General features: G+C 37.6%; 1 rRNA gene. It reads left to right on the top strand.

The features are described 5' to 3' along the window. Nucleotides 1-167: 167 nt before the first annotated feature. Nucleotides 168-237 (top strand): 16S ribosomal RNA (locus Q0791_RS25185); the annotation flags it as partial.

Here is a 237-nt window from a genome sequence, read left to right as displayed (position 1 = left end):
TCGTTCTTTAAAAATTAGACAAGCAAATCTGTGTGGGCACTCACAGAGATTAAGTTATTCGAAATATAACTTAATGAGTGTTCATGCGCTGAGATTTTCACTTTCTTAAAAAAGTGAAATCAAAGAAAGCAGAATTCATTGAGCAGGTCTTATGACCAAAAAAACTTTAATTGAAGAGTTTGATCATGGCTCAGATTGAACGCTGGCGGCAGGCCTAACACATGCAAGTCGAGCGGT

The organism is uncultured Shewanella sp. (genome assembly GCF_947495455.1).
Taxonomy (GTDB): Bacteria; Pseudomonadota; Gammaproteobacteria; order Enterobacterales; family Shewanellaceae; genus Shewanella.
Note: the sequence above shows the minus strand (reverse complement) of the source record. Positions and strands in the feature narration are given on the sequence as shown.